The following is a 20,180-nucleotide window of genomic DNA, read 5'->3' on the forward strand; positions in this document are numbered from 1 at the left end:
ATCTACCCATGAACCGCATTCGCGAGGAACTGGATTTTCTTTCGACATACCTCGTCTCGTCGGCGCCCGCCGGCAGCAGCGTGACCATTCGCGAAACACATATGTCGTTTGTGCTGATATGCGATCAGCGGGTGCTGAAGTTCAAGAAGCCCGTGCGCATGCCGTTCGTGGACTTCACTAGCGTTCGAGCGCGGGAGAACAACTGCCGCGAGGAGGTCCGGCTGAACAGGCGTCTTGCGCCGGATGTCTACAAACGCGTGATCCCGCTTCGACGGCTGGACGACGGACAACTCGGATTTGGAGGTCGTGGCGAGGTCATCGACTGGCTGGTGGAGATGCGGCGTCTTCCCGACGAGTGTCTTATGGACGTGATGCTCCGTGAAAAGAGGCTGACACCACGGCATGTCCAGCTTCTGGCTGACCGGCTGACGGAATTCTATCGCTCGGCTCCTTCCCCTCGTCTTGATGCAGAACAGCATTTCCGGGCGCTTGAACACCAGCAGGATCTCAACCGGCAGGTTTTGGAGCATGCAGATTACGGTTTCGACCGTTCCGCCGCCAGGCATGCGCTGGACCGCATCGACACACATCTGGCCGTATTCCGCCCGGCAATCCTCCAGCGCATCGTCGAGGGCCGGTTTGTCGAAGGCCATGGAGACCTTCGGCCGGAGCATGTATGTTTCACCGAACCCCTTGTTATCTTCGACTGTCTGGAATTCGACCCGACCCTGCGCATGCTCGATCCATTCGACGAGATCGCATTCCTGGGCATGGAGTGCAGTTTCCTGGGCGCGAGCGATATTGCGGCCACCGTGTTCCGACAGCTAACCGCGCGCTTGGAAGGCCCGGCATCTCCTCCGTTGTTTGCGTTCTACGGCGCCTTCAGAGCGACCATGCGGGCTCGCATGGCATTGTCCCACCTGCTGGATGGGAGCGCAAAGGAAGCCAGCCCCTGGATCGACAAGACGGACCGCTACATTCGCCTGGCACTGGAGCACCTGGAGCAAACCGGCACAGGACAGCCGGGCCCAATCACCCAAAGGCTCTCCCATAACTGCGATCGGAAGGCCTGAAATTGACGCGGATCATGGCCGCAGGTCAAGCACCACCTTAATTTGCCAGCATCGAAGGAGAGCACCTCATGGCCGCAATGACGATCTTGTCCATCCTCGGGAGCGAACAAGCCAGCGAGGATCTTTCCTCTGCCATTCAGGTGGCGACGGAGGTGGGGGCGCATCTCGTGGTGGCGGCGGCGGGCATCGCCGAACCGCCGACGGTGAGCGACTATCCCGTCGGGATCGGCTGGATCGAACGCCGCGAGGAAACATCCCGGCAGTTGGAGGCTGTGAGAAGTCGTGCCGTTCAGCAGTGCCAGTCGAGCGGACTGACCCACGAGGTGGCGATCGCGTTCGCTGAGAAAGCCCCCCTCGATGACATGTTGTTCCAGAAGGCCCTCCACAGCGACCTTGCGGTGATCGGAAGGGGCGTATCCGGCCTTGCCGACCTCAGGCGCGTAGTGGTCGACGCTGTCATCTTTCACGCACGTCGACCGCTGTTGCTGGCGTCTGACAAGGGAACCATCACCTTGAAGCCGAAGCGTGTTCTCCTTGCATGGGACTCCAAGCCCGGGGCTGCGCATGCGGCGACAGCGGCCATGAAGCTGCTCGTCGATGCAGATCAGGTCAACCTCGTCATCGTCGATCCGGAGGCCCGCGATGGTGAGGAGCCCGGCGCAGATGCCGCCGCCTATCTTGCCCGTCATGGGGTGAAGGTCGTGGTCGATCAGCTGGCCAGCGATGGGCGCCCCGTGGAGACGGTGCTGCAGCAGCACGCTTCAGAAATCCAGGCGGACCTGATGGTCATGGGGGCCTACGGACATTCGCGAATGCGCCAGTGGATATTCGGGGGCGTGACGGCGTCGGTTCTGCAGGGGCCAAGTTTGCCGGTACTCATGGCGCACTAGATCAAGGGAAGTCAGAGCGGAGGGATTGCTCCAGTGATAGTCGAGGACCAGACCAGCGTTGGGTCCTTTCTGAGTGCCCGTGAGAGCTATGGAGTCGCGGGGCCCGTCGAGGTGATACGCACGCACATCTCGGAAGTCTTCCTTGCCGGCGATCGTGCCTACAAGCTGAAGCGGGCTGTGCGGCTTCCCTATGTGGACTTCTCCACGGTAGCGCTCCGCCATCATGCCTGCCAGGAGGAGGTGGTCCTCAACAGGCTGACGGCCCCGACGCTTTACCTCGGCATACGCAGGATTACCCTGGAGGATACCGGCGAACTCGCATTCGATGGCGTCGGAAGGCATGTGGATACCGTCGTGGAGATGGTGCGGTTCACACAGGAGTCGCTTTTCGACCGCATGGCGCTCGACGGCAGGCTGACGCCCGAACTGATGACTGAGACCGCCCGGTCGATCGCACGCTTTCATCACGCTGCGCCGGTCATTTCCAGCGGCACAGGCTCAGAAAACATCGCGCGAGTTCTCGCCATCAATGAAGCCGGATTTCGCACGAGCAGCGTCTTCTCGGAAGATGAAGTCCAGGCGATATCGAAACTCTTCAGGGCGCGACTGCATGAACACACGGCGCTTCTTGACCGCCGAGCAGAGGCAGGTCGAATCCGACGCTGCCACGGCGACCTTCATCTTCGCAACATCTGCATGTTTGAAGGCGCACCTCACCTTTTCGACTGCATAGAGTTCAATCCTCAGATCGCCATCTCGGACGTTCTCTATGACCTCGCCTTTCTGCTGACGGATCTCTGGCACCGCGGTCTCCGGAGGTTGGCCAATCTTGTCCTCAACCGATACCTTGACGAAGTGCAGGATGATGACGGCTTCGGGCTCCTGCCGTTCTTCATGGCGACACGCGCCGCGGTTCGAGCTCACGTGACGGCAACACAAGCCTGCGAGGCAGAGAGGGACCGGGCTGCAGTACTTTCGACCGAGGCGAGATCTTACTACGTCCTGGCGCTCGACCTGCTGCAGACGTCGGGTGCAAGCCTCGTCGCGATCGCCGGACTGAGCGGCTCCGGCAAGACAACGGTCGCAGAGCTCCTTGCCTGCGATATTGGGCGTGCACCCGGCGCGAGGATCATCGAAAGCGATCGGATACGCAAGAGCAAGCATGGTGTGGCCGCCGAAAGCCGGTTGCCAGCCTCCGCCTATCCGCCGGCGGTCTCGATGAAGGTGTATCGCGAACTCGAGCGGCGTGCCGCTTTCATTTTGGAGCGAGGCGGATGCGCCTTGGTCGATGCTGTTTACCAGCGCCCTGGCGATAGGAAGGCGATCGAAGATGTCGCCAGACATGCCGGCGTCCCCTTCCTCGGAGTTTGGCTGGAGGCCGATCCGGCAGTTCTATGGCATCGGGTGAGGCACCGTATGGGGGGACCCTCGGATGCGGACACAAGCGTGCTTGCGCAGCAATTGGAGCGAGGGCAGGATCATATCGGCTGGCTGCACCTCGACGCCTCCGGCTCAACGGAAGCGGTCTCAGACGCAATCTTAGCCGCAATCCGTGGGTAGTACCGCCTCGCGGGGCTGCGCTTCCGCCTCTACCGCAAAGACCCGATCGGACGTGGGCGCCGGCGACACGTCGGCGCCTCTTGGTACCGTAACCCTCAGGACGCCTTGATATTGATCTTCCTCTCGTTCTTCTTGGCTTCAGCGTTCTTGGGCAGGATGATCCGCAGGATGCCCTTCTTGAAGGTTGCCTCGACCTTGTCGGCATCGACGCCTTCGGGGAGCTTGAACGTCCGTTGGAACGAACCGTAGCGCCGTTCCGAGACATGATATTCCTTCTGCTTGTCTTCTCTCTCTTCCTGCTTCTCGCCCCGGATGGTCAGGAAGCCGTTGGACAGTTTTACGTCGATATCCTTCTCGTCCATGCCGGCGAGCTCGGCACTGATCTCGAAGGTGCTTTCCTTCTCGACAACATCCACGGCAGGGGCAACAGCCCATCCGCTCAGCGACGGCAGGCCAGAAGCGAGAACGGAACGCTCAAGAGGGCGCCAGGACGAAGGAAGGAAGCTGTCGAACAGGCGGTCGATCTCAGTCCGCAGGGTCACGAAAGGCGACCAGGGATTGTCCTGCTGCACCGACTTCTCACTCTCCTTGGCGGGCAGCTTGTTGTTTGCATCAGTCATGATTCTCTCCTTTCGGCAAAGGTGTGGCATCTGGGATGCTTCCGGCTCTGATCCACGGCTGGCGTAACCGGCCCCACCATCGAAGAGCGATTGGGCTCCGCTCACATTGATGCGCATCAAAGCCGACATGCCGACCATCGCGCCGCCCGATGTTTGCGCCGTGCCGACGGAAGGCGCCCGACGGCCTCATGACGCATCACTGCGGCAAAACGCCTCTCCCCTGAAGCGTTCGACAGGCTTCTCGTGCGAAAAATCTCATCGACATCCGACGGCTTTCCGGTATTGCAATTTGCATTTGCTTAATTTCTGCGCAGTCAGTGGTGTGATCATGGTCAATGTAGACGAGAAGCTTGAGCCGGTCCTTCAGGAGGTCCTGCGGCGCAACGCAGGCGAAGTAGAGTTCCATCAGGCCGTAAGGGAAGTCCTGGAGAGCCTTGGACGGGTGATCGCAAAGCACCCGCGCTACCTGGAGAATGCGCTGATCGAGCGCATCTGCGAGCCGGAACGACAGATCATCTTCCGCGTGCCCTGGGTCGACGATGAGGGCCAAGTTCAGATCAACCGCGGCTTTCGGGTCCAGTTCAATTCGGCGCTGGGCCCTTACAAGGGCGGCATCCGCTTCCATCCGTCCGTCAATGTCGGCATCATCAAGTTTCTCGGCTTCGAACAAACCTTCAAGAATGCCTTGACCGGCATGCCGATCGGTGGCGGCAAGGGGGGCTCCGACTTCAACCCCCGTGGCCGATCGGATGGCGAGATCATGCGCTTCTGCCAATCCTTCATGACCGAGCTTCACCGCCATATCGGTGAATACACGGACGTGCCGGCAGGCGATATCGGCGTCGGTGGACGCGAGATCGGCTACATGTTCGGGCAGTACAAGCGTCTGACGAATCGCTACGAAGCAGGCGTACTTACCGGCAAGGCCCTCTTCTACGGGGGCTCCCGCGCAAGGACGGAAGCGACCGGTTACGGCAACACCTACTTTGTCCAATCCATGCTTGCCACGAAGGCCCAGAGTTTCGATGGAAGGAACGTCGTCGTGTCCGGCTCCGGCAACGTCGCGGTCTATACCGTCGAGAAGGTACAGTCCTTCGGCGGCAAGGTCCTCGCGGTTTCCGACAGTTCCGGCTATATCGTGGACGAGAACGGTATCGACCTGAAGCTCCTGAAGGAAATCAAGGAAGTTCGGCGTGCCCGCATCTCCGACTATCTCCGCGCCAAGGGAGAAGGCAAGGGCGTCTACTTCGTCAAGGCCGACTCCGGCTCCATCTGGGATGTACCCTGTGATGTTGCCATGCCGTCTGCGACGCAGAACGAACTGACCGGCGCCGACGCGAAGACGCTGGTGAAGAACGGCCTCGTCGCACTGGGCGAAGGCGCAAACATGCCTTGCACGCCGGAAGCAATCCGCATCTTCCAAGAAGCCGGCGTCCTTTTCGCTCCCGGCAAGGCTGCGAACGCGGGTGGCGTCGCCACCTCTGCTCTGGAGATGCAGCAGAACGCCTCGCGCGACAGCTGGACCTTCGAACAGACCGAGGCACGCCTCGCGGTGATCATGAAGAACATCCATGACACCTGCGCCGGCACTGCTGACGAATACGGCGCACCTGGCGACTATGTCCTCGGCGCCAACATCGCCGGTTTCGTCAAGGTTGCGCAGGCCATGGACGCGCTTGGCGTGATCTGAGCGGCCGTACACTCGCGCTAAAGCGGGCCGTCGGCTCGCCGGCCCTCAACGTGCGGGATCGATCTTCTCGGCCTGCTTCAGGACATCCAGCACGTCCTGATCCGTCAACTGCGGGAAATGACGGTAATACATCCCGACAGCCTGAAAATCCGAAAGCGCCTCGAGGCAGACCACATCGTCCGCCTCGAGGCGGATCATAGGCAGGACATCGAGGGCACAAACGGGAACCGCGACCACGATCTTGTCCGGTCGCCGCGCACGAAGCCCCTTGATCGCGGCCCGCATCGTCGCACCCGTCGCCAGACCATCATCGACGATGATTACCGTCCTGCCGCGGACGTCGCGGCCATGCCGGTCGCTGATATAGACGCCACGACGACGCTGGACCTCCGCCATCTCGCGTTTCAGGCATGCTTGGAAGTCCCGCTCGGAGATCTGTTGATGCGAGATCACCTCCGCGTTGCGGATGACGGCCGGAGGGTCCCCATCCATCACGGCTCCCATGGCCACCTCCGGGTAGAACGGGAGACCAATCTTGCGGACCAGCGCCAGCTCCAGCGGTGCCCCGAGAGACTTTGCCACTTCGAGCGCTACCGGAAGCCCGCCACGCGGCAGCGCAAACACGATGACAGGTTGGCTGGCATAGGACTGCAGGGCAACTGCAAGCTGGCGCCCGGCGTCGTTACGATCAGAGAACATTGTCTTGCCCCCTCAGCTCGGCATGGAACTGGCCCCACTGCCGCTTTCTCAAGGTCAGAGATACTGTCGCTCGACATCCTCGCAGGAATGCCCCAGCGCTGCCAGACCTTCGGCCAGATGATCCGCCAGCAATGGGTCACCGAGCAGATAGCTGGCCGTATGGCGATTGTGGGCTTCGGCAGCCTGGGCCCGGATCTCGCTCCAGGCGGCGTTGGCGTCATCGCGCCCGAGCCAGCAAATCGCCACGAGGTCGATCTGCTCCTCGATCGACAGGTCATCGATCAGCGAGCGCAGTTCCTCTTCGACCGGATCATCCGCGGTGTCCTCAAGAACATTGATTTCCCCGTCGTCAGTCGGATTGGAGCCGGTGTCCGGATCCGTATCCTCCTCCTTCACGTCGAACTCCCTGGCCTTGATGATCAGGAAGCAGACCTTCTCGACCGCGATTTCCAACGGCACCGGATCAGGATCGTTTCGGTATTTCATCACTCATCTCCATCCTGGAACAAGCTGTATCTGTTTGGTCGCGGAGTATTTGCCGCTTCGAACAGGGAGAGGTTACGACACAGCCGGAGAGGCTACCTTGACTGCAGTCAAGGAGGGCACGCTCCAGGACTCCCCCTGCACGCTCGTACTGCAAGCGCCGAGCGAAGTGACTCTCCTGCCCGAGTGCCTACAGGAATGGAGAGCCTGGCGAAGCCGGCCCAGGCCGTACAGCGGCGCCCGGCCATCGCCCCGCCGCGAAACGTGACGAGCTTCATGCAACCGGTAGCGAATCCTGCCATCACAAGGAATCACGAAGTTGGCATCCGCCGCCATCCTAGAAGCTTTTACTCGTCGCGCTACATCCTGCCTCATGTGCATTCCGGCAAAGGCGAAAGAATACACCCGGGCAAACCCGCATCCCTCTGCAACTCCAGCAGTGATCACGGCTGGGCAGGCTCGATTCTGTCCGCGCTCCTCGCGGTGTGAAGCATGATCGGTGCGCTGAAGTTCCTGCACATAGCGGCAATTGCGATTTGGGCAGGTGGCCTCCTCAGCCTCCCGGCCCTCTATGTACAACGGGCACATGTGAGGGATGACCGAGCGCTCTATCAACTGCAGATGATCGTACGCTTCAGCTACGTCGCGGTCATTTCTCCAGCCGCGTTCCTTGCCGTCGGAAGCGGCATCGCGCTCATCTTCGGCCAGCAGACATTCGCGGGGTGGTTCTCGGTCAAGCTCTTCTTCGTCGCCCTGCTGGTCATGCTTCACGTACTGACGGGGCTCGTCATCATCCGTCTTTTCCGGGAAGGAGAGGTTTACCCGGTCTGGAGGTTTTTGCTTGCCACGGCAGTCACAGGTGCGGTCGTCGTGATCATCCTCTTCGTGGTGCTTGCCAAGCCCGCCCTAACGGTAGAGCTGAACAGGGACATCCTGGAGCCCGGCGGGCTGCAGCGCCTCATCAGGACGCTCAGTCCTTGGCCGTTACCATGAGCCCGATGCCATGATCAAAGATCAGTTTGCCACCATGCCAGCCGGCCATGCCGGTCATGACCGCCGTCAGAACAGACACGAGGAGCCCGTGCGGCAGGATTTCCGCGGCATCGGTCACGCGCAGGCCCCAATTGAGTCCAGCCAGAGCGATCAACATCATCGCTGCAATCGCGTGCGCCCAGCTGGCGACGCGTTCGCGAATTCCGGCGACCGACAGCAGTTCCACAGTTCCGACCGCACCCGCGGCCATACCGGAAAAAAAAGCACCACCTGCCGACCAGAGGCCGGTCCGGAGCCAGAAAGGATCGCCGGACCACCAGTACAGGAGGTCGATTGCAAGGGTTATGAACACCAGCGCGATGGGAAAATGGACGCTCATCGCGTGGAGCGGGTGGCCCGCGACCGCGACGGCGGAGCTGACGTCCTTCTCCTCCAGCTTGGAAATAACCGGGTTGGCAGTGTTTGCTGTCTCGTCCATCCGGGTTCTCCTTTTGCGGCTATAATCCGGCGATCCCGCCCATGGTTCCAGTACCCGTTGGGGCTTGCCGCCTTTGTCGCTCTGTCGGGATGCACCGGCGATCTCTCCGCACTGGATCCCGCCGGCCCTTCCGCCGCATCCATTGCCCGGCTCTGGTGGGTGATGCTCATCGCCTCGATCCTCCTTTTCATCCTAGTGGTCGGGCTCTTCCTGGCGACGGTATTCGTTCCGAAATTCGGAAGGCGCTTTTCTCCCCGCTTCTGGATCGTTGGCGGTGGACTGGTGCTGCCGCTACCCATCCTGTTTGCGCTGACTTTCTACGCCTTCTGGCAAGGTGAATACCTCTTGCGGGGCGGCACCGATCATACAGGCGACACGATCAGGATAGAAGCGAAGGCCACCCGCTGGGCATGGAACTTCCGCTATCCGGAACACTTCCAGGCAGCGGTCACGGAAGGCATCCTCCATATTCCGGCAGGGGTGACGGTCGAACTCGCCGTCACCAGCGATGATGTGATCCACAGTCTGTGGATCCCGCGCTTGGGAGGCAAGATCGACGCGGTCCCTGGTCACACGACATATCTCCGTCTCAAGGCGGATCGTCCGGGCCGCTTTGGCGGCCAGTGTGCCGAATATTGTGGCGCGGGTCACGCTGGCATGCGCTTCCTCGTTCAGGCGCATGCGGAAACGGACTATGCGGCTGCCTTGGCGCAGGAGGAGATCCGATGAGGGAGAATACGGGATTGCAGCCTTCCCCCATCGCCCGCCACAAGGCCTTCGAAAAGGTATGGGGAACGCCGCCTGGATGGGCGCGACTAGCTGCCGTGAACCACAACATCGTGGGCAAGCGCTTCATGCTGACAGCGCTCGTATTCTTCACGATCGGCGGCCTCCTGGCCATGCTGATCCGGACGCAGCTCGCCTCGTCGGAAAGCGCCTTCATGGACGCCGAGCAGTATGCGCAGGTCTTCACCATGCACGGCACGGTGATGATGTTCCTCTTCGCCATCCCGTTTTTCGAGGGCGGCGCGATGTACCTCCTCCCCAAGCTCCTCGGAACGCGCGACCTCGCCTTTCCGCGCATGTCTGCCTACGGGTACTGGTGCTACCTGTTCGGAGGAACAATACTGATCGCGGCGCTCATCGGAGGAGTTGCCCCCGATAGCGGTTGGTTCATGTATACGCCGCTGTCCTCCAACATCTTTTCCCCCGGCATCAATTCAGACGTCTGGTTGCTTGGCATCACCTTCGTCGAAATCTCCGCGCTCTCCGCGGCAATTGAGATCATCGTTTCGATCCTCAAGTTGCGTGCGGCGGGAATGTCGCTAGACAAGATGCCGATCCTCGCCTGGTACATGCTCGTCGTCGCGACCATGATGCTTGTCGGATTCCCGCCGCTCATCTTGGGATCGGTGCTGCTCGAGGTCGAGCGGGCATTCGGGCTGCCTTTCTTCGACCCGACCCGCGGCGGAGACCCCCTCCTCTGGCAACACCTTTTCTGGCTGTTCGGGCATCCGGAGGTCTACATCATCTTCCTACCGGCTGCGGGGGCGATCTCAACCATCCTGCCGGTCTTTGCCGGCACGCCGCTCGCCGGCTACCGCATCATCATCGCGGCACTGGTGTCCATGGCCTTTCTCTCCTTCGGGCTCTGGGTGCATCACATGTACACGGTCGGGATTCCCCATGTGGCCTTGTCATTCTTCTCGGCAGCCAGCGCCATGGTGGCGGTGCCGACGGCGATCCAGATTTTCGCCTGGCTCGCGACGATCAGCCATGGCCACCCCCGTTTTTCCGTCCCGATGCTGCACATCTTCGGCTTCTTCTTCGTGTTCGTGATCGGCGGTCTGACGGGCGTGATGCTGGCGATGGTGCCCTTCGACTGGCAGGCACATGACACGCATTTCGTCGTCGCTCACCTCCACTATGTTCTGGTCGGAGGCTTCGTCTTCCCGATGCTTGCTGCCGCCTATTACTGGCTTCCGCACATCAGTGGGCGGCAGCCGGTCCAGCACCTCTCCAAGGCCGCCTTCTGGATGGTCTTCATCGGGTTCAACGTCACTTTCTTCATGATGCACCTGACGGGTCTGCGCGGCATGCCTCGACGGGTCTTCGAGTATCCTCCGGAATCCGGATGGGAGACGCTGAACTTCATTTCCTCCATGGGCAGCTTCGTCATGACCATGGGTTTCGCGCTGATCGCTCTGGATTTCATCCTGCTGTTCCGGTTCGGCAGGCGCTACCACCGCAATCCATGGAAGGCCGGCACCCTCGAATGGGCGATGCCGACGCCGCCTCCATCCTACAACTTCGCGTCCCTCCCTTCGGTCGAGCACCGCGCCGATCTACTCGATCCCGATCGTCTGGGACCGGCACTGGCCGCCGGCGAAGGGTATCTCGGCATGCCGCGCAACGGACGCATGGAACTCCTTGCCGTCGATATTGCCAGCGGGCGTCCCGACCATGTCGTCCGGTTGCCTCGTCAGACCTTTCTTCCTTTCGCGACAGCTGTTGCCACGGGCAGCTTTTTCCTGGCGCTCCTGTTCAAGGTCTACTGGATGGCACCCTTGGCTCTCGCGCTCGTCACCGCCTTGTTCCTCCTCTGGACGGGTGACACCGCCGAGAAGGAGGACCTTGAGGACCTGGATATCGGGCACGGTCTGGCTCTTCCACCGCATATGCAGGCTCCCTACCCGCCTGCCTGGTGGGCCATGCTGCTTGCCCTGGTCGCCGATGCCACGGCGTTCATCTCGCTTCTGTTCGGTGCGCTGTTCCTCTGGATATCCGCCCCCAATTGGCCGCCGGCGGAAATCTCGGCCATTGATCCCCTTCCGGCTCTTGTCGCAGCCACGGCCCTGGTGATCTCAGCATGGACGGGTCACAGAGCCGTTCAAGTCGCACCGGACGCGGCGCGCCTGCTTCTGCTCAACATGGTCTGCCAGCTTGTTGCCGTTGCGATATTCGGCTGGCTCCTGCTGCTGGTCTGGCCGCAGGCTCAAGCTCACGGCGCCGGAGCGAGTATCTTCGTTGTTATCGCTTTTGCGACCCTGCACAACAGTATCGGGGTGGTGCTGGCCTCCTTCGGCCTTTTCCGTATCAGCAAGGGCTATGTTTCCCGGAAGAGGCTTCTGGATTTGCGCATCGGTCAACTCTGGCACGGCTACAGCGCGGCCGTGGGGCTGACTGCACTGGCCTTCCCGATCCTGCTCGTGGCGCTTGTGGGAGAGACATCCCGATGAAGGTGCCTCCGCTCCTCTCCATCATGGCGGGTTTCGCTCTGTGGAGCGTCCTCTTCCTGCTGCTCTATGGGGTTCAGGCGGCCGGTTGCCATCTCGCGGGCGGAGAGGCTTCGGCCATTGCAGGCTACTACCCGGCCCTGCGTTGGACCTTGGTGATACTGGCGGCCCTTGGCACCAGCGCTGTCATGCTTCTTTCCTGGAAGAAGCGGACGACGCGACCAGACCCATCAAAGGTGGACGATCTGACGGACTTCACCCGGGAACTCTCGCGCTACGTCTGGTTGGGTGCGGCCGTCGCAACGCCGTTTACCTTCATCGGCGTCATTTCCCTGACCCTCTGCGGGACGTGATCCCTGACCTTCTTTTCCGGTCGATTAAGGTTCCGGCGCTACTTTGGTAGCAGTTGCAATCTTCCGCGACGCTGACTGGTATGGCGATATGCCTACCGCCGGCGGATGGACGGAGGAGGCCTCATGCAAAAATGGACGGTACCGGCGGGGAATGATCACCGCAGGCGCTTGTCAACACCGCGAAGGTCGCAGGACGCATGGCTCACCCGACGACGACATTTGGACCACAAGAACCCTCGTTCTCAGAGCTGTTCACGCCTAAGCTCGTCACGGTCCTGCGGGAAGGCTATCGCCTGGAGCATCTTCGTGCGGACGCCATCGCCGGCTTGACGGTTGCCATCGTGGCTCTGCCGCTTTCCATGGCGATCGCCATCGCCTCCGGCGCGTCACCGGCCCAAGGCCTCTACACGGCCATCATCGGTGGCTTCCTCGTATCCGCACTCGGCGGCAGCCGCTTCCAGATCGGTGGACCGGCGGGAGCCTTCATCGTGCTGGTCGCGGCGACGGTGCAGGCGCACGGTATGGACGGGCTGATCCTTGCGACGTTCATCTCGGGCCTCATTCTGGCGGCGATCGGCTTCCTGCGCCTCGGCACCTACATCAAGTTCATTCCCTACCCGGTCACCGTGGGCTTCACCGCCGGAGTCGCGGTGATCATCTTCGCCAGCCAGATCAAAGAATTGCTGGGGCTTACTCTCGCCTCCGCCGAACCGGGCGCTCTTCTGGAGAAGCTACCCGTCCTGTGGAACAACCTGCCGACAGCAAACCCCGCCACGATCGCCCTTTCTGCATCGACCGTCGCCATCATCGTTGCGCTGAAGAGGCTGCGGCCCCGCTGGCCAGGCCTCCTGATCGCGGTTACCGCAACTGCAGCGGCGGCGGCACTGCTCGCCCTGCCGGTCAGCACGATCGGCAGCGCGTTTGGCGGAATACCCGGCTCGCTCCCCACACCTCACCTGCCGCAGATTACCATCGAGAAGATGATGGCCGTCATGCCTTCGGCCTTTGCTTTCGCGCTTCTTGGTTCGATCGAATCACTGCTTTCGGCGGTGGTGGCAGATAGCATGACGGGGCGCCGACACCGCTCCAACTGCGAACTGGTGGGGCAGGGCGTCGCGAACATGGGCTCCGCCCTCTTCGGCGGCTTCTGCGTGACGGGTACGATCGCCCGGACAGCCACCAACGTCCGTTCCGGTGCCCATGGTCCGGTTGCGGGGATGCTGCACGCGCTCTTCCTGCTGATGTTCATAGTGTTTGCAGCACCACTGGCCAGTTTCATTCCGCTGGCAAGCCTCGCGGGTGTGCTGGCCGTCGTGGCCTGGAACATGTTCGAGAAGCAGGCATTCTGGACCCTCTTGAAGGCCAGTCGGGGTGACGCGGCCGTGCTGCTCGTCACCTTCCTTCTCACCATCTTCAGGGACCTGACAGAGGCGATCATCGCCGGCTTCGCACTGGGTTCCGTGCTCTTTATCCACCGCATGTCGCAGACCACCGCAGTGCATGCCCATGCTCCATTCGTGGCCGAGGACGAGGCGGATGCTACGACGGGAGGTCGAACTGCCTATGACGAGGCGGCTGCGAGCGATCCTGATATCATGATCTATCGCATATCCGGGGCCTTCTTCTTCGGCGCGGCAGCCTCGATCGGCGCCGTACTCGACCGCATCTCCGATCGGCACCGGGCGTTGATCGTTGACCTGGAAGCGGTTCCGTTCATCGATTCGACGGCCGCAAACACGATAGAAAACCTTGCCCACAAGGCCGGACGCCGAGGACTGACAATCCTGCTGACCGGAGCAACCGAGGCGCTCAGGGCCGAATTATTCGCTCAGGGGATCCGGCCGCCAATGGTCCACTTCGAGACGACGATAGAGACAGCCCTTGCACGTCTGAACATGCGGGGCGGCAGCGACAGGCTCAACTCCGCTCCTGCGGCGGTATAACCCCACTGATCGGCTGCGCCGACCCGCCCTATTTCATGCTCGCCAGCCCAACATGTGCCTGGTCCATTGCCTTTCGCAGTTCGTCGAGTGCAGACGCACTCGGCAGGACCTCGCCTTCGAGTTCGTCCGGCATCTGCCAGCCCGGCTCCACACCCTGCATGTTCGGAAGTTCATGGGCGATGCCCTTGTGGCAATCGATACAGGTTGCGCGGCCTGAAAACAGGTAGCGCTGATGGATGTTGGCCGCACGCTCCGTCTGTTTCGAGAGATCCATGGCCACGGAAGAATGACAGTTGCGGCATTCCAGGCTGTCATTTGCCTTCAGGCGTGCCCATTCATGCTGGGCAAGCCGTAACCGTTCGTCGAGGAACTTCTGGCGCGTGTTGATCGTCCCGAAGATCTTGCCCCAGACCTCCTTGGAGGCCTGCATCTTCCGCGCGATCTTGTCCGTCCACTCGTGCGGCACATGGCAGTCGGGACACGAGGCCCGCACGCCGGAGCGGTTCGAGAAGTGCACCGTGCGGGTCAGCTCCTCGTAAACATTGGTTTCCATTTCGTGGCAGCTGACGCAAAAGGCTTCCGTATTGGTGATCTCGAGCGCCGTATTAAAGGCACCCCAGAAGATGACGCCGCCGACGAAGCCGCCGAGCGTCAGGAAGGCCAGGCTGAGTGTTGCGGCGGGCGTGCTGAGAACCTTCCAGACCCAGGCCCAGAGACGTTTTAACCTCTCCATTCTCTAGTGCTCCCCGAGATGCTTCACACCCATTTCGCTCATGTCGCGAAAGGTGTTCTCGACGAGTGGATTGATCTCCGCCTGCGGCACGTGACATGCCGTGCAGAAATACCGGCGCGGCGACACATCCGCCAGCATCTGGCCATCCCGCGTCATGTAGTGGGTGACGCTGATCATCGGCGCACCCGAACTCTCGGTGAATTCCCGCTTGTGACACGATAGGCAGCGGTTGGTGTTCACCGACAGCTGGTAGCCCTCGATCGAATGCGGAATCACCGGCGGCTGGTCCGGATAGGCTCGCATCTTGCGGACATCATCGACGGTCCACTTGGGCAGTGGCCTTGCCGGGACGTTCTCCATCTTGTCCGGAGGGCCGGAAAGCTGTGGCACCGTCTGTGCCACAACCATCGTCGCCATGAACAGGGCGGCGAAGGCTGCCACAATTCCAATCGGGCCGCGGCTCACGCGACGGGTACGATCTTGACTGCGCATTTCTTGAAATCCGTCTGTTTGGAGATGGGATCGGTGGCGTCGAGCGTGACCTTGTTGATCAACTGGCTTGCATCGAACCACGGCACAAAGATCAGCCCCGGCGGCATGCGATTTCGACCGCGGGTTTCCACCCGCGAGCGCATCTCGCCACGGCGCGATATAATCCGGACTTCTGCTCCCTGGTTGATACCGCGCTTGCGCGCATCGTCGGCGTTCATGAAGCATCGGGCCCCGGGGAACGCCTTGTAGAGCTCAGGCACCCGCATGGTCATTGAGCCCGAATGCCAATGCTCCAGCACGCGTCCCGTCACCAGCCAGACGTCGTACTCCTCGTCAGGAGACTCGGCCGGCGGCTCATAGGGAACTGCGAGGATGACTGCACGGCCGTCCTTGCGCCCGTAGAACTTCACGCCCTCTCCGGGCTTCACATAAGGATCATAGCCCTCGCGATAGCGCCACTTGGTTTCCTTCCCGTCCACCACGGGCCAGCGCAGGCCTCGGACTTCGTGGTAGGTATCGTAAGGGGCAAGGTCGTGCCCGTGACCGCGCCCGAACTCGGCATATTCCTCGAAGAGACCCTTCTGGATGTAGAAGTCGAAGGCCTCCGCCTCGCGGTTGGCATAGTCCTTGTTCACCTCGGCCAGCGGAAACTGGTCGACCTTGCCGTTCTTGAACAGCACCTCGAACAGGCTCTTGCCGCGATAGTCCGGATGGGCGTCAAGGATCTCCGCCGGCCACACCTCGTCCGTCGTGAAGCGCTTGGAGAACTCGACAATCTGCCAGAGGTCGGAGCGGGCTTCCCCCGGTGCGTTCACCAGCTGGTGCCAGACATGGGTACGGCGCTCGGCGTTACCGTAAGCCCCCTCCTTCTCCACCCACATGGCGGCCGGCAGGATGAGGTCCGCAGACAGCGCAGTGATCGTCGGATAGGCGTCCGAGACGACGATGAAGTTGTCCGGGTTGCGATATCCCTGATAGGTCTCGTTAGCGGTATTGGGCGCCGCCTGGACGTTGTTGTTGACCTGAACCCAGTAGAAATTGAGCTTGCCGTCCTTGAGCATACGGTCCTGCTGGACCGCATGATAGCCCGGCTTGTCCGGCAGAAGCCCTTCAGGAAGCCTCCAGATTTCTTCCGCATGGTGCCGATGCTCGGGATTCGTGACCACCATGTCGGCGGGCAGGCGGTGGGCGAATGTACCCACCTCGCGCGCGGTGCCGCAGGCGGAGGGCTGGCCGGTGAGCGAGAAGGGTCCATTGCCCGGCTCGGAAATCTTTCCCGTCAGCAGGTGCAGGTTATAGATCATGTGATTGGCCCAGACACCGCGGGTGTGCTGGTTGAAGCCCATGGTCCAGAGCGACATGACCTTGCGGTCCGGGTCAGCGTAAAGCTCGGCCAGCTCCTCCAGGAATCCTGGATCGGCACCGGTGAGTTCCGCCGTCTTTTCCAGGGTGTAGTCGGATACGAACGCCTTGAATGCCTCGTAGTCGATCGGTTCCATCTTTGTCGGATCGCCGGCGTTTGTCGCCTTCAGTTCCAGCGGATCCTCTGGGCGAAGCCCGTAGCCGATGTTGTCGACGCCCTTCATGAAGGTCGTGTGGTTCTTGACGAACTCCTCGTTCACCCGGCCGGTCGTGATGATGTGGTTGGCGATGTAATTCATAATCGCCAGGTCGGTGCTCGGCGTGAAGATGATTGGTATGTCCGCCAGATCCATGCTGCGGTGGGTGAAGGTGGAGAGCACCGCGACCTTGACGTGCTCGTGCCCGAGGCGGCGGTCCGCAAGCCGGGTCCAGAGGATCGGATGCATCTCCGCCATGTTCGAACCCCAGAGCACGAACGCATCGGCATGCTCGAAATCGTCATAGCAGCCCATCGGTTCGTCCATGCCGAAGGTGCGCATGAAGGCGTAAGCGGCCGATGCCATACAGTGGCGTGCGTTGGGATCGAGGTTGTTGGAACGGAAGCCGGCGCGCATCAGCTTCGTCGCCGCATAGCCTTCGAAGATCGTCCACTGGCCGGAGCCGAACATGCCGACTGCCGTCGGTCCCTTCTCCCGCAGGACGCGCTTGGCTTGGTCGGCCATGACGTCGAAGGCTTCTTCCCAGCTGACCGGCTCGAACTCCCCGTCCTTCGCATAGGCACCGTCGCGCTTGCGCAGAAGCGGCTGCGTCAGGCGGTCCTCGCCATACATGATCTTCGACAGGAAATAGCCTTTGATGCAGTTGAGGCCGCGATTGACCTCCGCCTGCATGTCGCCATGAGTGGCGACAACCTGGCCTTCCTTGACGCCGACCATGACGCCGCAGCCGGTGCCGCAGAAGCGACATGGCGCCTTCGACCACTTGATCTCCAGCGACTCCACGCCGCCGGGAACCGGCTGTGCGCCCGCCGGCAACGCAATCCCCGCTGTCGCCGCGGCAATGCCGGCCGCATGCGCCTTCAACAGGTTACGCCGCGTCAGTTCTGCGTTCATCAGCGAAAGCCTCCTCGTCTTCTGCATGTTCAAAAACCATGTTGGCAGCGAAGACCCCGGGCAGCCCCGAGATCTCGGAAAGCACAGCACCGAGTTGCCCGCTGGTCCTGCCCTCGATGACGACGACGATCTTGCCGTCTTGGACTGCGAAGATCTCGACACCTTCCATGACTGCAAGTGCTGCGGCGACGCTGTCGGCCGCATCCGGTCTTGTCACCACGACTGCGCTGGAAACGTGGTAGCGCTGGGGCTTCTCAGGCATCTGCGAACTCCTTTGCAGCCTTGACGGCGACCGCAGCGACCGGGCACACGCCGATGCAGGCACCGCAGCCGCTGCAGGCATCTTCGTTGATCTCGGGCAGGAAGGGTCCACCGACGCGTGGCCGAAAGCGTATTGCGTCGGTTGGGCAGTGATCGCGGCAGGCTTGGCAGTCAACGCCGTTCAGGGCGAGGCAGCCGCCGCCGATCTCAACGACATGCGATAGAAGGACAGGTCCGGCAAAGAGATTTTCGGACTCAGGACAATGGGTTCGGCACTCGCCGCAGAACGTGCACTCGCCCCGGGTGAAGTCGAGGGCAGGGAGGCCGTGATCCATCACGATGATGCCGGAAGGACATCGCTCACGGCATAGACTGCAGGAAGAACAGACGTCAGGTCGGGTACCCAGGAAACCGGGAGGAACCACCTTGGCCTTGGTGGGGCCGCGCCCGCGCAGAAAGTCACGTCTTGAAAGAGGCGCGCCCATGCCTGCCTCAATGGCCTGGAGGCCCGGGTGGCCCCGCAATGATCTGATACATCCAAACCAGAAAACCGTAACCACCGACCACGCCAACGGCAACGATCGGCCAGATTCCGAATGCGAGAACGAGAAAGGTCGCGATCTCAGATCGGCGTCGTGACTTTGGCGCCTTCGCCGGCGGATCGTTGACCGGGTAGTCAGCCATCCGAATCTCCTCATTCCCATTCGGCTCATATCAAGAATGGGCCGCGGGACGTTGAAGTCAACACCCTCAATTTTCACTGGGGCCGCGCCGACGCCGGATTCGTGACTGCCAGCGGGCATGTGCGCCCCGCTGAATTTGTTTGCGGAAGCGCAACCTCGTGAAACATTTGCCGGACTAGAATTCTTTGCTTAATGGCGAAGAAGATTGCGAGAACCATGACGAGAAAAGCGGAACTGCGAGCGGCAGATGTTGCCGCGCTGGAGCGCAATCACCATACGCTTCTTTCGCTCTGCCTTCTGCTCGAGGAGATCGCTACCTCTGGTCCGTCAGAGATTGCCCCGGAGAACTGGCGAACTGCTGCCGATGCCATGCAGCCGCTTCTGGAGGACACGCATGAGTTGGAAGAGCGCAGCCTGTTTGCGAGCTTCGACAGGACGGTCGTGTCCCCGCTTTCTCCAGGCGCCGTCCAACGCTTGAGGGCCGAACATCGCGGCGACGCTCATGCCTGCAAGCGCGTCTTGCAGGCCTTGAACCGGCTGGAGGGAGGAAACAATTCTCCAGGCGAGCAGGCCGACCGACAGCTCGTGACGGGCTTTGCCGAGGCTCTTCGTCGCCACATCCTGTGCGAACAGTTCATGCTCGAGACGCTGATCGCTGCCGAGGACGACCGGAGCCTGATCACCACGTGACCTGGTCTCTGCTTCGGAGAGCCTGGCGCCAATCCTGTTGCTCATCGCGGATGGGATGTCACTTCGGGGCGTCGCTGACGCCGCCCTTTCTGTACAGACTGACGTCGATCAATCCGTACCCCATGCGTAGGCGGCGCTGAATCAGGTGCACTTCGAATCCGGCCCTCTGGCAGCCTTTCAGCGAGGCAACATTGTCCGTTCCGACGAAGGTGAGGACATAGCGCGCACCGAACGAGGCCGCGCGCTCCGCGATCAGGGCCATCGCAGCGGACATCGTACCCAACCCGCGATGACTAGGGGGTGTGTAGGCGTTCTCCAGTAGCGCAGTGTCCTCATCAAGCCGCGGGAAGCCTCCCAGCCGTCGGATCAGATCGTTCTGCCATGCGCCGAGAAGCCACTGCACATAGCACAGCCGACCGTCGCGACCGTCAATCACCACATAGCCACCGCTTCCCACTGTGTCGGCGAAACTCCGTCGCCATGCAATCTCCTGCTGTTCGTCGAAGGATCTTGAAGGATAATCCTGCGGCATCAGCAGATCGAGGTCATCCGCGCACAACGGCCTGACCGTTATGGGGATCTTGGCGGGTCGCGGAGCAAACTGCAATTCAAGATCGCGCCGCAGGGCGTAGCGCGACTGCGAGGAAATAAGGCCCATGGCCAGCCTGCTAGCAAGCCTTCCCCGCTGCTTTCTCAGCCAATCTTGCGTCCTCGGCAAGTGCGGGCTGCTTGGCTGGTTGTGCCACCTTGCGGCGTCCTTCTGCCCCATTTCGAGACCCGGCTGCTCGCTCTGTGACACTTCGTAGCCCATGTTGCTCTCCATCAGTTC

At 61.4% G+C, this 20,180-nt stretch carries 21 protein-coding genes; 10 read left to right on the plus strand and 11 right to left on the minus strand.

The window, feature by feature from the left end; all coding sequences use genetic code 11:
* The first annotated feature begins 8 nt into the window (after nt 1-8).
* The 3 genes from FN060_RS01520 (at nt 9) to FN060_RS01530 (ending at nt 3,523) form a co-directional block, all read left to right on the plus strand.
* Nucleotides 9-1,073, plus strand: coding sequence for a hypothetical protein (locus tag FN060_RS01520; RefSeq protein ID WP_142586571.1), 1,065 nt, complete (start codon nt 9-11; stop codon nt 1,071-1,073).
* A 68-nt stretch (nt 1,074-1,141) separates the two neighbouring features.
* Nucleotides 1,142-1,963 (plus strand): universal stress protein, encoded by an 822-nt coding sequence (locus FN060_RS01525; RefSeq protein ID WP_142586572.1) that lies wholly within the window; start codon nt 1,142-1,144, stop codon nt 1,961-1,963.
* Between the two features lie 33 nt (nt 1,964-1,996).
* Complete coding sequence (locus FN060_RS01530; RefSeq protein ID WP_142586573.1) at nt 1,997-3,523, plus strand: bifunctional aminoglycoside phosphotransferase/ATP-binding protein; 1,527 nt, start codon at nt 1,997-1,999, stop codon at nt 3,521-3,523.
* A gap of 95 nt (nt 3,524-3,618) precedes the next feature.
* On the opposite strand, the gene FN060_RS01535 is transcribed toward FN060_RS01530, so the two are convergent.
* Nucleotides 3,619-4,143 carry an Hsp20/alpha crystallin family protein gene (locus FN060_RS01535; protein WP_142586574.1) on the minus strand — a complete coding sequence of 175 codons (525 nt, stop codon included), beginning with the start codon at nt 4,141-4,143 and terminating at the stop codon, nt 3,619-3,621.
* Between the two features lie 328 nt (nt 4,144-4,471).
* Between FN060_RS01535 and gdhA the strand changes: the two genes are divergently transcribed.
* Nucleotides 4,472-5,833 carry an NADP-specific glutamate dehydrogenase gene (gene gdhA, locus FN060_RS01540; RefSeq protein ID WP_142586575.1) on the plus strand — a complete coding sequence of 454 codons (1,362 nt, stop codon included), beginning with the start codon at nt 4,472-4,474 and terminating at the stop codon, nt 5,831-5,833.
* Between the two features lie 45 nt (nt 5,834-5,878).
* Here the strand turns inward: gdhA and FN060_RS01545 are convergent, their stop codons facing one another.
* Nucleotides 5,879-6,532, minus strand: a complete 654-nt coding sequence (locus tag FN060_RS01545; RefSeq protein WP_142586576.1) for a phosphoribosyltransferase — start codon at nt 6,530-6,532, stop codon at nt 5,879-5,881.
* Nucleotides 6,533-6,586: 54 nt separating this feature from the next.
* Entirely contained in the window at nt 6,587-7,018 is a 432-nt protein-coding gene (locus FN060_RS01550) for a DUF3775 domain-containing protein (RefSeq protein ID WP_142586577.1), read from the minus strand.
* Between the two features lie 489 nt (nt 7,019-7,507).
* Here FN060_RS01550 and FN060_RS01555 point away from each other — a divergent pair, with 489 nt between their 5' ends.
* The gene (locus FN060_RS01555) at nt 7,508-8,008 is read left to right on the plus strand and encodes a CopD family protein (RefSeq protein ID WP_142586578.1); all 501 of its coding nucleotides are present in this window, start codon (nt 7,508-7,510) and stop codon (nt 8,006-8,008) included.
* Here the strand turns inward: FN060_RS01555 and FN060_RS01560 are convergent.
* Entirely contained in the window at nt 7,986-8,486 is a 501-nt protein-coding gene (locus tag FN060_RS01560; RefSeq protein ID WP_142586579.1) for a DUF2231 domain-containing protein, read from the minus strand. The genes FN060_RS01555 and FN060_RS01560 overlap by 23 nt on opposite strands.
* A gap of 57 nt (nt 8,487-8,543) precedes the next feature.
* Here FN060_RS01560 and coxB point away from each other — a divergent pair, with 57 nt between their 5' ends.
* The 4 genes from coxB (at nt 8,544) to FN060_RS01580 (ending at nt 14,018) form a co-directional block, all read left to right on the plus strand.
* On the plus strand, nt 8,544-9,215 hold the full coding sequence (gene coxB, locus FN060_RS01565; protein ID WP_244665655.1) for a cytochrome c oxidase subunit II: 672 nt from the start codon (nt 8,544-8,546) through the stop codon (nt 9,213-9,215).
* On the plus strand, nt 9,212-11,725 hold the full coding sequence (ctaD, locus tag FN060_RS01570; protein ID WP_142586581.1) for a cytochrome c oxidase subunit I: 2,514 nt from the start codon (nt 9,212-9,214) through the stop codon (nt 11,723-11,725). Before coxB ends, ctaD begins: the two co-directional genes overlap by 4 nt.
* Entirely contained in the window at nt 11,722-12,075 is a 354-nt protein-coding gene (locus FN060_RS01575) for a hypothetical protein (RefSeq protein WP_142586582.1), read from the plus strand. The genes ctaD and FN060_RS01575 overlap by 4 nt, the downstream gene beginning before the upstream one ends.
* Before the next feature lie 197 nt (nt 12,076-12,272).
* Complete coding sequence (locus tag FN060_RS01580; protein WP_142586583.1) at nt 12,273-14,018, plus strand: SulP family inorganic anion transporter; 1,746 nt, start codon at nt 12,273-12,275, stop codon at nt 14,016-14,018.
* Nucleotides 14,019-14,046: 28 nt separating this feature from the next.
* Here FN060_RS01580 and FN060_RS01585 read toward each other — a convergent pair whose 3' ends face one another.
* From FN060_RS01585 to napE, 6 genes are read right to left on the minus strand one after another with little or no spacing between them, the layout of a single operon-like run.
* Nucleotides 14,047-14,751: a NapC/NirT family cytochrome c gene (locus FN060_RS01585; protein WP_142586584.1), complete on the minus strand. Its 705-nt coding sequence runs from the start codon at nt 14,749-14,751 to the stop codon at nt 14,047-14,049.
* 3 nt (nt 14,752-14,754) lie between these two features.
* Nucleotides 14,755-15,243 (minus strand): nitrate reductase cytochrome c-type subunit, encoded by a 489-nt coding sequence (locus FN060_RS01590; protein WP_142586585.1) that lies wholly within the window; start codon nt 15,241-15,243, stop codon nt 14,755-14,757.
* Nucleotides 15,213-17,717: a periplasmic nitrate reductase subunit alpha gene (gene napA / locus FN060_RS01595; protein ID WP_142586586.1), complete on the minus strand. Its 2,505-nt coding sequence runs from the start codon at nt 17,715-17,717 to the stop codon at nt 15,213-15,215. The genes FN060_RS01590 and napA overlap by 31 nt, the downstream gene beginning before the upstream one ends.
* A complete protein-coding gene (locus tag FN060_RS01600; protein WP_142586587.1) occupies nt 17,692-17,979 on the minus strand; it encodes a chaperone NapD in 288 nt (95 codons plus the stop codon). The genes napA and FN060_RS01600 overlap by 26 nt, the downstream gene beginning before the upstream one ends.
* The gene (locus tag FN060_RS01605) at nt 17,972-18,463 is read right to left on the minus strand and encodes a ferredoxin-type protein NapF (protein ID WP_142586588.1); all 492 of its coding nucleotides are present in this window, start codon (nt 18,461-18,463) and stop codon (nt 17,972-17,974) included. Before FN060_RS01605 ends, FN060_RS01600 begins: the two co-directional genes overlap by 8 nt.
* 7 nt (nt 18,464-18,470) lie before the next feature.
* The gene (gene napE / locus FN060_RS01610) at nt 18,471-18,662 is read right to left on the minus strand and encodes a periplasmic nitrate reductase, NapE protein (RefSeq protein WP_052640656.1); all 192 of its coding nucleotides are present in this window, start codon (nt 18,660-18,662) and stop codon (nt 18,471-18,473) included.
* A gap of 215 nt (nt 18,663-18,877) precedes the next feature.
* Here napE and FN060_RS01615 point away from each other — a divergent pair, with 215 nt between their 5' ends.
* Nucleotides 18,878-19,351: a hemerythrin domain-containing protein gene (locus FN060_RS01615; protein ID WP_185929029.1), complete on the plus strand. Its 474-nt coding sequence runs from the start codon at nt 18,878-18,880 to the stop codon at nt 19,349-19,351.
* A gap of 58 nt (nt 19,352-19,409) precedes the next feature.
* On the opposite strand, the gene FN060_RS01620 is transcribed toward FN060_RS01615, so the two are convergent.
* Entirely contained in the window at nt 19,410-20,162 is a 753-nt protein-coding gene (locus FN060_RS01620) for a GNAT family N-acetyltransferase (protein WP_183949717.1), read from the minus strand.
* Nucleotides 20,163-20,180 lie beyond the last annotated feature (18 nt).

The sequence above is a fragment of the Pseudorhizobium halotolerans genome (genome assembly GCF_902153235.2).
Lineage (GTDB): Bacteria > Pseudomonadota > Alphaproteobacteria > Rhizobiales > Rhizobiaceae > Neorhizobium > Neorhizobium flavum.

What these genes read in the sequence shown, in the direction of transcription:
- napA (WP_142586586.1), bottom strand. Translation starts at nt 17,717, where the DNA reads ATGAACGCAGAACTGACGCGGCGTAACCTGTTGAAGGCGCATGCGGCC.
- FN060_RS01525 (WP_142586572.1), top strand. Translation starts at nt 1,142, where the DNA reads ATGGCCGCAATGACGATCTTGTCCATCCTCGGGAGCGAACAAGCCAGC.
- FN060_RS01575 (WP_142586582.1), top strand. Translation starts at nt 11,722, where the DNA reads ATGAAGGTGCCTCCGCTCCTCTCCATCATGGCGGGTTTCGCTCTGTGG.
- FN060_RS01585 (WP_142586584.1), bottom strand. Translation starts at nt 14,751, where the DNA reads ATGGAGAGGTTAAAACGTCTCTGGGCCTGGGTCTGGAAGGTTCTCAGC.
- FN060_RS01600 (WP_142586587.1), bottom strand. Translation starts at nt 17,979, where the DNA reads ATGCCTGAGAAGCCCCAGCGCTACCACGTTTCCAGCGCAGTCGTGGTG.
- FN060_RS01550 (WP_142586577.1), bottom strand. Translation starts at nt 7,018, where the DNA reads ATGAAATACCGAAACGATCCTGATCCGGTGCCGTTGGAAATCGCGGTC.
- FN060_RS01545 (WP_142586576.1), bottom strand. Translation starts at nt 6,532, where the DNA reads ATGTTCTCTGATCGTAACGACGCCGGGCGCCAGCTTGCAGTTGCCCTG.
- FN060_RS01535 (WP_142586574.1), bottom strand. Translation starts at nt 4,143, where the DNA reads ATGACTGATGCAAACAACAAGCTGCCCGCCAAGGAGAGTGAGAAGTCG.
- FN060_RS01580 (WP_142586583.1), top strand. Translation starts at nt 12,273, where the DNA reads ATGGCTCACCCGACGACGACATTTGGACCACAAGAACCCTCGTTCTCA.
- gdhA (WP_142586575.1), top strand. Translation starts at nt 4,472, where the DNA reads ATGGTCAATGTAGACGAGAAGCTTGAGCCGGTCCTTCAGGAGGTCCTG.
- FN060_RS01555 (WP_142586578.1), top strand. Translation starts at nt 7,508, where the DNA reads ATGATCGGTGCGCTGAAGTTCCTGCACATAGCGGCAATTGCGATTTGG.
- FN060_RS01590 (WP_142586585.1), bottom strand. Translation starts at nt 15,243, where the DNA reads ATGCGCAGTCAAGATCGTACCCGTCGCGTGAGCCGCGGCCCGATTGGA.
- FN060_RS01560 (WP_142586579.1), bottom strand. Translation starts at nt 8,486, where the DNA reads ATGGACGAGACAGCAAACACTGCCAACCCGGTTATTTCCAAGCTGGAG.
- FN060_RS01615 (WP_185929029.1), top strand. Translation starts at nt 18,878, where the DNA reads ATGACGAGAAAAGCGGAACTGCGAGCGGCAGATGTTGCCGCGCTGGAG.
- FN060_RS01520 (WP_142586571.1), top strand. Translation starts at nt 9, where the DNA reads ATGAACCGCATTCGCGAGGAACTGGATTTTCTTTCGACATACCTCGTC.
- FN060_RS01620 (WP_183949717.1), bottom strand. Translation starts at nt 20,162, where the DNA reads ATGGGCTACGAAGTGTCACAGAGCGAGCAGCCGGGTCTCGAAATGGGG.
- napE (WP_052640656.1), bottom strand. Translation starts at nt 18,662, where the DNA reads ATGGCTGACTACCCGGTCAACGATCCGCCGGCGAAGGCGCCAAAGTCA.
- FN060_RS01605 (WP_142586588.1), bottom strand. Translation starts at nt 18,463, where the DNA reads ATGGGCGCGCCTCTTTCAAGACGTGACTTTCTGCGCGGGCGCGGCCCC.
- ctaD (WP_142586581.1), top strand. Translation starts at nt 9,212, where the DNA reads ATGAGGGAGAATACGGGATTGCAGCCTTCCCCCATCGCCCGCCACAAG.